The sequence below is a fragment of the Rhizobium sp. R86522 genome, assembly GCF_042466255.1.
In the GTDB taxonomy this organism is placed as follows: domain Bacteria; phylum Pseudomonadota; class Alphaproteobacteria; order Rhizobiales; family Rhizobiaceae; genus Allorhizobium.
Map to the genome: position 1 here is coordinate 1,175,624 of NZ_JAXHBX010000001.1, position 12,545 is coordinate 1,188,168.

Below are 12,545 nucleotides of genomic sequence, written 5' to 3' on the forward strand. Positions count from 1 at the left end.
CTTTCCTACGAAGTTTTAACGTCGCTCGGTTAAGCTCCCCGAAGGTTCGGGGAGTTTCATGTTTGATCTGGTGCATGTCTGGGTAATCCGGCAGCTCACGCTTGGCGAGTTTTCCTCGCGGCAGGCGGTGCTGTGGAAGGCCGTGGCCATGGCAGCCAAGATTGCCGTGTTTGCCTATGGCCTCAACGTCATCAGTCACTTCATCCTCGTCGGTCTCGGGCTTCTGCCATATCCTCTGGGGCCGGCGCTTGTCGTCGCGACAATGCTGACGCCGCCCGTCTCCTTCATCGTCGCCGTGATTGCCTATTCGGTAGTCGGCCTTGCGATCTACGACCTTGGCGTATCGCGCCAGCGTTTCGAGACATTGAGCCGAACCGACATGCTGTCCGGTCTGATGAACCGCCGGGCATTCCTCGACACGTTCGAGGCCGCGCGCGGGCCGGTGGCCTTGATCCTGCTCGATATCGATCGTTTCAAGTTGGTCAATGACACTCTCGGTCACAAAGCGGGTGACGACGTCATCGTGCAAACGGCGAACTGCCTGACGAATGTCCTCGGCCCGGATGAGGCCATTGCCCGCATCGGCGGCGAGGAGTTTGCCGTCCTCTTGACCGGGCAGGGGACGGAGCGAGTGATGGAGATCGCCGAAGCGATCCGCGCATCTGTCGAAGGCATGGGTTTGGAAATTTCAGGGCGGCCTGTTTCGATTTCCGTGTCTGCCGGGGTCTCCGACGGCGTCGCCGAACTCGGCTTCAGCGAGCTGTTTTCAGGCGCCGACCGCGCCCTTTATCTCGCCAAGGCCAGCGGGCGGAATCGAATCGTGCATGCGAAAGATGTCCCTGTGGCACCTTTCGCGGCTCCGGTTTCTGACGATGGTCAATCCGCCGTGAACCGGTCGCGGCTCAGCGCCTGATTGATCTCATCCGTTAACTTTCTCTGTCTTTTCATCGGCTTCGTCCGATAGCCTCAAGTCTTTGTTTGGCTTGCAGGGTAGGCGCTTTTGCGACCAAATTAACAAAAGTAAACGGTTCATTAACCTTAATGTTGTTCAACTGATCTGACAAAGCCGGATCAGTCGGTGCGATTGCCGGTCGAATTTTAGATTTTGCGAGGCGTAGATGAGTGGCAAGCATGTCGCGGTTTTGATGGGTGGATTGTCCTCCGAGCGGCCTGTGAGCTTGTCCTCTGGCAACGCCTGCGCTTCGGCTCTCGAGGGTGAGGGCTTCAAGGTCACGCGCGTTGATGTCGGTCGCGATATCGGTCGTGTTCTCGAAGATCTGAAGCCGGATGTCGCCTTCAATGCGCTGCATGGTCCCTATGGCGAAGATGGCACCATTCAGGGCGTGCTTGAATATCTCGAAATCCCCTACACCCATTCCGGCGTGCTTGCGTCGGCGCTTGCCATGGACAAAAAGCAGGCGAAGATCGTGGCTGCCCAGGCCGGTATTCCTGTCGCCGAAGCCATGGTCATCAACCGCTTTGACGTCGGCAATACGCATCCAATGGCGCCGCCCTATGTCGTGAAGCCGGTTCGTGAGGGGTCGAGCTTCGGTGTCGTCATTGTCCGTGAGGACATGGCGCACCCGCCGCAGATCCTGACGTCAAGTGAATGGCGTTACGGCGATCTCGTGATGGTCGAGCGTTATGTGGCGGGTCGCGAACTGACGTGCGGCGTGATGGATGGCAAGGTGCTCGGCGTCACCGAGATCGTGCCGCTCGGCAACAGCTTCTACGATTACGACTCCAAGTATGCGGCGGGTGGTTCGGAGCACGTGCTTCCTGCGCAAATTTCACCGAAAATTTACCAAAAAATACAATCATTAGCGCTGAAGGCACATCAGGCGCTCGGGTGTCGCGGAGTGAGTTGGTCCGACTTCCGCTATGACGATCGCTTCTCCGAGGATGGTGATCTGATTTGGCTGGAGCTTAACAACCAGCCGGGCATGACCCCCACTTCGTTGCTGCCTGAAATGGCTGCCCTTGCGGGCTACAGCTTTGGTGAATTCGTACGTTGGATTGTGGAGGACGCTTCTTGTTCTCGTTGAGCGGCAACAAATTGGTGGGTGGGTCCGGCGTGTATCCGGCTGCGCCGATTGCGTCGGGTGAGACGAAGGTGCTGCCGCGTCCGCTGCGCCGCCTGGTGCGATTTGTGCTTGCCTTGTGCTCGGGCCGTATCGCGCTGCCGCGCCATCTCGGCAAGGTCGGTCTGGTGGCGTTCTATGGTTTGGTCAGTCTGCATGGAACTGTGGTCGGTGGCCACGGCCCGATCGTCATGCAGACCGTTACGGCGTCGGCTGGTTTTGCGGTCGAAGATGTTCGGGTCTCCGGCAATCAGCATACGTCGGAAATCGATATCCTGCAGCTGCTCGGTCTTGATGGGTCGACCAGCCTGCTCGGCCTCGACATTGCTGCTGCGCGTCAGGCGCTCTCCGAGCTTCCCTGGGTCGAATCGGCCGAGGTCCGCAAGGTCTATCCGTCGACCGTCGAAGTGGTTCTGCGTGAGCGTCAGGCCTATGGCATCTGGCAGCACGGTAATGATCTCTCGCTTATCGAGCGGTCCGGTTCGGTGATCGCGCCGCTGCGTGACAACAAGTTCGCATCGCTGCCGCTCTTCGTCGGTCGCGATGCCGAAACCGCAGCTGCAGCCATAGATGAGGAATTCTCCCAGTGGCCGGCGATTGCCTCGCGGGTAAAGGCCTTCATACGTGTTGGTGGCCGTCGCTGGGATGTTCACCTGGAAAGCGGCATTGTCGTTCGCCTGCCGGAAGAGAACGTCCCGGGTGCTCTCGCACTGCTCAATCGCTTTGACGCCGAGCAGCAGGTTCTGTCGCGCGACATCGCAGTCGTTGATCTGCGGCTGCCCGATCGTGTCGCCGTTCGGCTGACCGTCGGCGCGCAGGAGCGCCGTACGGTTGCCCTCGAAGAGCGTCGCAAGGCTCTGAAGAAACTGGAGCAGAAGATATGAGCATCTTCGGTGGCTCTTCCTTTGGTTTCCCGCGCACCAAGCCGCTTTCGTCGAAGCGGGCGCATGTCGTGTCGGTGCTCGATATCGGCTCGACCAAGGTGGTCTGCATCATCGCGCGCCTCACACCGCGCCGCGAGTTTGCTGTCCTGCCGGGTCGTACGCACAATGTCGAGGTCATCGGTCTCGGTCATCAGCGCTCGCACGGCATCAAGTCCGGCGTGATTGCCGATCTGGACGCCGTTGAAAATGTCGTGCGCTTGGCCGTCGATGCTGCCGAGCGCATGGCTGGCCTCACCGTGGAGAGCCTGATTGTCAACGTTTCTGCCGGTCGCATCGGTTCCGACGTCTACACCGCGTCCATCGATCTCGGTGGGCAGGAAGTCGAATCCGGCGATCTGCGCAAGGTGCTGATCGCTGCCGGTCAGCAGTCCCAGGGCAATGACCGTGCCGTCCTGCATTCGCTGCCGACAGGCTTTTCTCTTGACGGAGAGCGGGGAATCCGTGATCCACTTGGAATGTATGGCGACGTTCTCGGCGTCGACATGCATGTGGTCACGGCCGAACGTGCAGCGCTTCGCAATCTGGAGCTTTGCATCAACAGGGCCCATCTGACCGTCGAGGGTGTGGTCGCCACGCCTTATGCCAGCGGCCTTGCGGCCCTGGTCGACGACGAAGTGGAGCTCGGTTGCGCGGCGATCGACATGGGCGGTGGCATGACCACCATCTCTGTCTTCGCCGAAGGCAAGCTGATCCATACGGACGCCATCGGGATTGGTGGTCACCATGTGACGACCGATCTGGCGCGCGGGCTTTCGACCCGTATCGAGGATGCAGAACGTCTGAAGGTCGTTCACGGTTCGGCTGTCGCCAACGGCGCCGACGATCGCGAGGTCGTGTCCGTTCCGCCGATAGGCGAAGACGATCGTGATCAGCCGACCCAGGTATCGAAGGCACTTGTGACCCGGATCATCAGCGCGCGGATCGAGGAAACCCTCGAGATGCTGCGCGACCGGATTCAGAAGTCGGGCTTCTCGCCGGTGGTTGGCAAGCGCGTGGTACTGACCGGTGGTGCCTGCCAGCTCACCGGCATGCCGGAAGCGGCCCGCCGCATTCTGGCCCGGAACGTGCGTATCGGTCGTCCGATGGGTGTGTCCGGCCTCCCGGCCGCGGCCAAGGGACCGGCCTTCTCGACGGCCGTCGGGCTGACGATCTATCCGCAGATGGCGGATCAGGAAACACATGCCGGGCAGGGCGGGTTGTTCTCGCCCTTCGGCAACGGAAACAGCCGCTTCGCCCGCATGGGCCAATGGCTGAAAGAGAGTTTTTGAGTTTACCCGGCCGGACACAAGGTTCGGCCAAGGGAAATCTGTTGAAATGACATGGCCGGCTTGGCGATGCGGCCGGAAAAAGAAGGAACGGGTACCATGACCATCAAGCTGCAGAAGCCAGATATTACTGAGCTGAAGCCCCGCATCACCGTCTTCGGTGTCGGTGGCGGTGGCGGCAACGCCGTCAACAACATGATCACCGCTGGTCTGCAGGGCGTCGATTTCGTCGTTGCCAACACGGATGCCCAGGCGCTGACCATGACCAAGGCCGAGCGCATCATCCAGCTCGGCGTCAATGTCACCGAGGGTCTCGGCGCAGGATCGCAGCCGGAAGTCGGTCGCGCTGCCGCTGAAGAATGCATCGACGAGATCATCGACCATCTCAATGGTACCCACATGTGCTTCGTCACCGCCGGCATGGGCGGTGGTACCGGTACCGGTGCCGCTCCGGTTGTCGCCCAGGCTGCCCGCAACAAGGGTATCCTGACCGTTGGTGTCGTCACCAAGCCGTTCCACTTCGAAGGTGCGCGCCGCATGCGGCTTGCCGAATCCGGCATCGAGGAGCTGCAGAAGTCGGTCGACACGCTGATCGTCATCCCGAACCAGAACCTCTTCCGCATTGCCAACGACCGCACCACCTTCGCCGACGCCTTCGCGATGGCCGACCAGGTTCTGTATTCCGGCGTTGCCTGCATCACCGACCTGATGGTCAAGGAAGGCCTGATCAACCTCGACTTCGCGGACGTTCGCTCCGTGATGCGCGAGATGGGCCGTGCGATGATGGGCACCGGCGAAGCATCGGGTGAAGGTCGCGCAATGCAGGCTGCCGAAGCCGCAATTGCCAATCCGCTGCTCGACGAAACCTCGATGAAGGGCGCTCAGGGCCTGTTGATCTCGATCACCGGCGGTCGTGACCTGACCCTGTTCGAAGTCGACGAAGCTGCGACCCGTATTCGCGAAGAAGTGGACCCGGACGCCAACATCATCCTCGGTGCCACCTTCGACGAAGCGCTCGAAGGCATCATCCGCGTGTCTGTCGTTGCCACCGGTATCGACCGTGCAGCACTTGCCTCCAAGGGCTTCGAAGCCGCTCCGCTGGCAAAGCCCGCTATGCGTCCCTCCGCGGCCGTTGCTCCGGCACCGGCCGCATATCAGCCTGCAATGACGCAGGCCCCCAAGCCGACCATGGATCCGGTCGCAGACACCATTCGTTCGGCTGAAGCAGCCATGGAACGGGAACTCGAGATCGCAACTGCCCGCCAGCCGATCATGAGCCAGCCGCAGCCCGCTTCGCAGCAGGAATTCCGTCCGGCAAGCCGCCTGTTCGCTTCGCCGGCTCCGGAAGCAGCTCCCGCTCCGCTGATAGTCCAGCCGGTTGCTCCGGCTCCCGTCATGAGCCAGCCGGCACCGGTGATGCAGCAGCCCGCTCCGGTCATGCAGGCGCCGGTCGCTCCGGCACCTGTCATGGCAGAGCCGCGCATGGCAGCTGAGCCGGTCCGCATGCCGAAGGTGGAAGACTTCCCGCCGGTGCTGCGCGCCGAGATCGACCACCGCGCCCAGCCGGCAGCACCCGCTGCCCAGGACGAGCGTGGCCCGATGGGCCTCTTGAAGCGAATCACCAATTCGCTCGGCCGCCAGGCAGACGAGGAGACTGTCATGGGTGACATGACCGGTTCGGCTCCTGCCGCAGCATCGCAGCAGCGTCGTCCGCTGTCGGCCGAAGCCAGCCTCTACGCTCCGCGTCGTGGCCAGCTCGACGATCACGGCCGCGCCACGCCGGCCCGCGCCACAAGCGAAGACGATCAGCTTGAAATCCCTGCTTTCCTGCGTCGCCAGACGAGCTAAGGAAAGCAAGACTCACCTTCGAGAGACCCGGGTCGAGAGGCCCGGGTCTTTACGTTTCACGTTCTGTTGCAAGGCGTCGAATTCCTGAGGATAATCAAGGGACTGGCTTCGTTACAAAGCGAAAGAATCAGTGATTTGGCTCACGTCCCGGTCACACGTATGTATGTGATCGACAACAGGGTCTTTTGATCCTTGGACAAGAGATTGCGACGGGAAGCACAAGATCCACCGCCTCGTCGCTTCATTTTAAGGCTATCGGAATGGCAATTGCTTTGCTCGGATTTCAGACCACGATCGCAGCGTCTCTCACGCTGACGGGTATCGGGGTTCATTCCGGCCGCGAGGTCTCCATCACCCTCCAGCCGGCTGAAGCCGGGACAGGTATCGTGTTCGTCCGCCAACACGATGACGGTTCTACCAGTGAGTATCGCGCAGTGTCTGCGCATGTCGGCAATACCGATCTCTGCACCGTGCTCGGCACCAATCCGGCGCGGTCCGTTGCCACCATCGAACATGTCATGGCCGCATTTTATGCGCTCGGTCTCGACAACGTCGTCGTCGAAGTCGATGGCGCTGAAATGCCGATCATGGATGGCAGCTCGGAAGTCTTCATCGATGCGATCGAACAGGTCGGCATCACGAATCTCGGGGTCAAGCGCCGCTACATTCGCGTCACCAAGCCGGTTCGCATCGAGGCCGGTGCGTCCTGGTCCGAGTTCCGCCCCTATGACGGCACGCGTTTCGAGGTCGAAATCGACTTCGACAGCAAGCTGATTGGCCGACAGAAGTGGGAAGGCGACCTGACGGCCGAAACATTCAAGACCGAATTGTCGCGCGCGCGCACCTTCGGCTTTATGCGCGATGTCGAGCGCCTCTGGGCTGCGGGCTTCGCACTGGGTTCTTCGCTTGAAAACTCGGTGGTCATCTCGGACGACGATACAGTGATCAATGTCGAAGGCCTGCGCTACGAGAAGGACGAATTCGTCCGTCACAAGACGCTCGACGCCGTGGGTGACCTCGCTCTCGCCGGCGCCCAGTTCATTGGCTGCTACCGCTCCTATCGCGGCGGTCACAAGATGAATGCGAATGCACTGAAGGCGCTGCTCAGCGACCCGACCGCCTATGAGGTCGTGGAAGCGCCGAGCCGCAGCCACCAGGTTCGCGCCCGGGAATTCGTTCCGGTTCAGGTTTCGGAATTCGCGCCCTGGTCGGCGTAAGTACACGACAGGTCAATCAAAGTTCAACGCCGGCTTCTTCCTGAAGGCCGGCGTTTTGCTGAGCAGGCAAGGATAAGGGCAGAATGGCACTTTCTGGGTGCCCTGCCACAAAAATGCGTTAAAGTCACATCACTGCGTTGCCCTAGTGCCGCTTTTGTGGCTAGAAACGCCAGTTGAAGGCGACGGTTTTCAAGCGGCGCTGCAATCGGGATCTTTCGAATGAATCAAGTGGGATCGGTCGTTGTGAAGAATGCCGTGCGTATTGCGGGCCTGAGCGTGATGTTGTCTTTCGGCGCCGTGCTCGCGGGATGCCAAAGCGACCCTGATATCGACATCAGCAAACTCGCTGCCGAGACCGAGCCGCCGGAAGTGCTCTACAATCAGGGCCTTGCCAACATCAAGGCTGGCAACATGAGCGAAGCGTCCCGCAAGTTTGACGCGGTCGACGCCCAGAATCCTTTCTCTGAATGGTCGCGCAAGGCACTCGTCATGAGCACCTTCACGAAATACCGCCTTGGCCGCTATGCCGACGCGATTGCGACCGGCAACCGCTACCTGAGCCTCTATCCGAAGTCCGAGGATGCGGCTTATGCGCAGTATCTCGTCGGTCTGTCCTACTGGAAACAGATTTCCAACGTCACGCAGGATCAGCGCAATTCGGTCAAGACGATCGAAGCGATGCAGCGTGTCGTCAACGACTTCCCCGATTCGGAATATGTCGATGACGCACAGGCGAAGATGCGTTTCGCGCGTGACCAGCTCGCCGGCAAGGAAATGCAGGTTGGACGCTACTATCTGGAGCGGAAGGAATATCTCGCAGCCGTCTCGCGCTTCCGCGTTGTCGTCGAGCAGTATCCGAACACCAACCAGATCGAAGAAGCTCTCGCCCGTCTGGTCGAGTCCTACTACGCGATGGGCGTGGTTTCGGAGGCTCAGGCTGCGGCGGCGGTGCTCGGACACAACTATCCGGACAGCCAGTGGTATGCCGACAGCTATGCGCTGTTGCAGAGAGGCGGTCTCGAACCGCGTGAGAATTCCGGTTCGTGGATCACCCGCGCCGGTCGCAGGCTGCTGATCGGGACCTGATGGTCTTAAGTCACGAAGTGAGAAACTGAGCCTATGCTGGTCCAGCTGTCGATCCGCGATATCGTTCTGATCGAGCGGCTGGATCTTGCCTTCGAGACCGGTCTATCCGTGCTGACAGGGGAAACCGGGGCCGGAAAATCCATTCTTCTCGACAGCCTCTCGCTGGCCCTTGGTGGCCGCGGCGACGGTTCGCTCGTGCGCCATGGCGAGGACAAGGGGCAGGTCACTGCCGTCTTCGATGTTGGCGGTAGCCATCCGGCCCGGACACTGCTGAAGGGGAATGGCGTCGATGACGACGGCGACCTCATCTTCCGCCGCGTGCAATCCGCCGATGGCCGCACCCGTGCCTATATCAATGATCAGCCTGTCAGCGTGCAGCTGATGCGCCAGGTCGGCCAGTTGCTGGTCGAGATCCATGGCCAGCACGACGATCGTGCGCTGATCGACACGAACGCCCACCGCATGCTGCTCGACGCCTTTGCCGGTCTGACCGACGAAGCGCTTGAACTCGGGGACAGCTATCGCCGCTGGCGTGAGGCCGAGCGGGCCTACAAGACCCACAAGGCGAAGGTTGAGGCGGCCGCACGCGAAGCCGATTACCTGCGGGCCTCCGTCGAGGAGCTGGAGGGTCTCTCGCCGCTTGATGGCGAGGAGGACGAGCTCGCCGAGCGGCGCTCCGCCATGCAGAAATCCGAACGCATCGCCGGTGATATCGCCGAGGCCTCCGAATTCCTGAATGGCAATGCCTCGCCAGTACCGCATATCGCATCCCTGATGCGCCGACTGGAGCGCAAGAGCCATGAGGCTCCCGGACTGCTGGAAGAAACCGTGCAGCTGCTTGGCACGGCCCTCGACACGCTGTCTGCAGCGCAGATGGAAGTCGAAGCCGCCTTGCGCCGCACGGAGTTCGATCCGCGCGAGCTGGAGCGCGTCGAGGAGCGTCTGTTTGCGCTTCGCGCGGCGGGCCGGAAATATTCGGTTGCCGTGGCAGATCTCCCGGCACTTGCCGAAAAGATGGTGGCCGATCTCGCCGATCTCGATGCCGGAGAAGAGCGGCTTGGCCAGTTGGAGGCAGCCGTCCTCGAAACCCGGGCGCATTACGACCATCTGGCGCTGCAACTGTCCGGCAAACGGCAGAACGCCGCTCAGGCGCTTGCCGATGCCGTCATGCAGGAACTGCCGGCGTTGAAGCTTGAGCGTGCGCGCTTCATGGTCGAGGTCTCAGCCGACGCCGAGAACGCGACCGCGGACGGTATCGACACGGTCGAGTTCCACGTTCAGACCAACCCCGGCACGCGACCCGGCCCGATCATGAAGGTTGCCTCAGGCGGTGAGCTCTCCCGCTTCCTGCTGGCACTCAAGGTGGCGCTTGCGGATCGAGGCTCCGCGCCAACACTCGTCTTCGACGAGATCGACACGGGTGTCGGCGGTGCGGTGGCCGATGCCATCGGCCAGCGGCTGAAGCGCCTGTCTGCCAAGGTTCAGGTGCTGTCCGTCACCCATGCGCCGCAGGTTGCGGCTCGCGCTTCTGCGCATTTCCTCATCTCCAAGGGACCGACCGGTGATGCGGGGGACAAGATCGCGACCCGGGTTGCCATCATGGAGCCGGAGCATCGGAAGGAAGAGATCGCCCGCATGCTTGCCGGCGCTTCCGTCACCGATGAGGCGCGGGCGGCAGCCGCCAAACTGCTTGCCGCCGGCGAGTGAGCCACATCCATCCGGCCGTGGTTGCCTTCCACCCTGAAACCTGTTTCGTTGCCGCATCATGATGGACCTGATCCAGATCTACTGGGCCGAAACCCTTGCCGTTCTGTCCGTCGTTTTCGGCACGGTGGCGGCCACCCATGCGGCGATGACGAAACGCGAGGTGCGCTCGGCGCTTGGCTGGGTCGGCATCATCATCCTGTCGCCGCTGGTGGGCGCAATGATCTACGCGGTCGCGGGCATCAACCGCATCCGTCGCGCAACGCTGATCTCCAGACGCGCGCTCGAACTCGACGAGATCTGGCGCAGCCTTTCGCTCTACAGCATCGACCGCGAAACCGTGGCCGCCCAGTTCGGTGATCGATTCGGACCGATGAAACTGCTCGGTGACAGGGTAACCCGGCATCCTCTGTCGTCGGGCAACCACATCGCGATGCTCTCGACCGGGGAGGAGACCTTCGATGCCATGTGCCAGGCAATCGAAGCCGCGCAACACAGCATCATCCTCGAAACCTACATCTTCGATCGCGATGTCGTCGGCCGACGCGTGGCCGACTGCCTGATCGCCGCGCATCAGCGTGGTGTCGCCGTCCGGGTGATCGTCGATGCCGTCGGTGCGCGTTACAGCGTACCCAGCATCATCGGCTATCTCGAAGAGGGGGGCGTTCCGGTCGCCGTCTTCAACGGGCAGGTCATCATGGGCCTGCGGCTGCCTTACGCCAATCTGCGGACGCACCGGAAAATCCTGGTGACGGACGGGACCACAGCTTTTGTCGGCGGCATGAATATCCGTGCGGGGTTTACCGGGCCGGATGGCGCGCGCGACACCCATTTTCGGGTGACCGGACCTGTTGTCGCCGACATTCTGGCGGTTGCTGCCGAAGACTGGCACTTCGAGACCGGCGAAGTGCTGCTGGGGCCGGAATGGGGCGTCCGGCTCGATGACGCGGTGCCGGGGGCAGGGACCGCTGTTCGGGCGGTGGTATCCGGCCCTGACACCCATATCGAGACGAATCATCGGCTTCTGCTCGGCGCGTTTTCCGTGGCCGAACGGTCGATCCGGATCGTCTCTCCATACTTTCTGCCCGACACGACATTTATTGCGGCACTGAACACGGCTGCCCGTCGGGGCGTTCAGGTGGACGTGATCGTGCCCTCGCAGAACAATCTGGCGATCGTTGCGCGTGCAATGATGGGGCAGTTCGACCAGATCCTGCGCGAAGGGTGCCGGGTGCATCTGGCGGATGGTCCATTCGATCATTCGAAGCTGATGGTCATCGATCGGCAATGGTGTTTCATTGGCTCGTCCAATCTCGATTCGCGTTCGCTGCGATTGAATTTCGAGATCGATCTCGAGGTCTATGATCGTGACCTTGCCGCGCAGATCGAAGACCGGATCGATCTCAGGCTGTCCAGCGCCGGGCAGGTCACTCTTGATACACTCCGCACACGATCTCTGCCCAATCGGATGATTGATCGCTTGTTCTGGCTCGGATCGCCCTATCTTTGATCGAGGACGGCGTTTAGTGCGTGGCCTCAACCGCAACCGGCCCCCGGCCCAACCGACGACGGATGCAACAGGTGTGATGAAGAAGACCAAGCCGAGCCTCGCCCGCACGATGGTGACATCCATTCGCAATCGCAGATGGCGTCCAGCGGAGCGGGTGGTCCAGGCACAGGTCGATGGTGCGCTGACCGTCGCTTCCTACAATGTGCACAAATGCGTCGGCACTGACGGCCGATTTGATCCCGAACGCATCATCGACGTTATCAGGGAAATCGGTCCGGACGTGATCGCGCTGCAGGAGGCAGACCAGCGTTTCGGCGAGCGCTCCGGGCTTCTCGATCTCAATCGGCTGCGGCTGGAGACTGGCCTTCTGCCGGTACCGGTATTAACCGGGCCGAAGTCGCATGGATGGCGGGGCAATGTGCTGCTGTTTCGCGAAGGGATTGTGCGTGACGTGCATCAGGTGGCACTGCCCGGTCTTGAGCCGCGGGGCGCTCTGGTGGCCGAAATCGATATTGAAGGCCGGGCCGGGCTGCGTGTGATTGCGGCGCATCTCGGATTGTTGCGCTGGGCGCGCCGCCAGCAGGCGGATGTCATTCTCGATCTCTTGCAGAACCGCGCCGAGCGGGCCACGCTCTTGATGGGGGATTTCAACGAGTGGCGGCTGGGGCCCGGCTCGGCGCTCACACGGCTTGAGCCGGTTTTTGGGCCGTTACCGCCACCAATCCCGAGTTTTCCCGCTCGTCTGCCGGTTCTCTCGCTCGACCGGATCATGGCGAACCGGTCTGGCCTGATCGCCGATCTGACGGCCCATGATACACCTCTTGCTCGCCTTGCTTCCGATCATCTGCCGCTGACGGCAAGGCTCGATCTCAGCAAGGTGGAGGAGTGAG

The 12,545-nt window shown here is 61.5% G+C and carries 10 protein-coding genes; all 10 read left to right on the forward strand.

The genetic code is table 11. From position 1 onward, the window contains the following. The first annotated feature begins 58 nt into the window (after positions 1–58). The 10 genes from SJY08_RS05580 to SJY08_RS05625 all read left to right on the forward strand — a co-directional run bounded on the left by SJY08_RS05580 (position 59) and on the right by SJY08_RS05625 (position 12,544). The gene (locus SJY08_RS05580) at positions 59–913 is read left to right on the forward strand and encodes a GGDEF domain-containing protein (RefSeq protein ID WP_377274957.1); all 855 of its coding nucleotides are present in this window, start codon (positions 59–61) and stop codon (positions 911–913) included. A gap of 205 nt (positions 914–1,118) precedes the next feature. Next, complete coding sequence (locus tag SJY08_RS05585) at positions 1,119–2,045, forward strand: D-alanine--D-alanine ligase (RefSeq protein ID WP_377274958.1); 927 nt, start codon at positions 1,119–1,121, stop codon at positions 2,043–2,045. Next, positions 2,033–2,965, forward strand: a complete 933-nt coding sequence (locus SJY08_RS05590) for a cell division protein FtsQ/DivIB (protein ID WP_377274959.1) — start codon at positions 2,033–2,035, stop codon at positions 2,963–2,965. Before SJY08_RS05585 ends, SJY08_RS05590 begins: the two co-directional genes overlap by 13 nt. Next, positions 2,962–4,293 (forward strand): cell division protein FtsA, encoded by a 1,332-nt coding sequence (ftsA, locus tag SJY08_RS05595; RefSeq protein WP_377274960.1) that lies wholly within the window; start codon positions 2,962–2,964, stop codon positions 4,291–4,293. The genes SJY08_RS05590 and ftsA overlap by 4 nt, the downstream gene beginning before the upstream one ends. A gap of 96 nt (positions 4,294–4,389) precedes the next feature. Continuing rightward, positions 4,390–6,138: a cell division protein FtsZ gene (ftsZ, locus tag SJY08_RS05600; RefSeq protein WP_377274962.1), complete on the forward strand. Its 1,749-nt coding sequence runs from the start codon at positions 4,390–4,392 to the stop codon at positions 6,136–6,138. Between the two features lie 260 nt (positions 6,139–6,398). After that, positions 6,399–7,355, forward strand: a complete 957-nt coding sequence (gene lpxC / locus SJY08_RS05605) for a UDP-3-O-acyl-N-acetylglucosamine deacetylase (RefSeq protein WP_377274963.1) — start codon at positions 6,399–6,401, stop codon at positions 7,353–7,355. 279 nt (positions 7,356–7,634) lie between these two features. Continuing rightward, positions 7,635–8,441, forward strand: a complete 807-nt coding sequence (locus SJY08_RS05610; RefSeq protein ID WP_371418484.1) for an outer membrane protein assembly factor BamD — start codon at positions 7,635–7,637, stop codon at positions 8,439–8,441. 33 nt (positions 8,442–8,474) lie between these two features. Then, positions 8,475–10,148 (forward strand): DNA repair protein RecN, encoded by a 1,674-nt coding sequence (gene recN, locus SJY08_RS05615; protein ID WP_377274964.1) that lies wholly within the window; start codon positions 8,475–8,477, stop codon positions 10,146–10,148. 58 nt (positions 10,149–10,206) lie between these two features. Next, positions 10,207–11,655 carry a phosphatidylserine/phosphatidylglycerophosphate/cardiolipin synthase family protein gene (locus SJY08_RS05620; protein WP_054151687.1) on the forward strand — a complete coding sequence of 483 codons (1,449 nt, stop codon included), beginning with the start codon at positions 10,207–10,209 and terminating at the stop codon, positions 11,653–11,655. A 76-nt stretch (positions 11,656–11,731) separates the two neighbouring features. Next, entirely contained in the window at positions 11,732–12,544 is an 813-nt protein-coding gene (locus tag SJY08_RS05625) for an endonuclease/exonuclease/phosphatase family protein (protein WP_377274965.1), read from the forward strand. The last annotated feature ends 1 nt before the right edge of the window (position 12,545 follow it).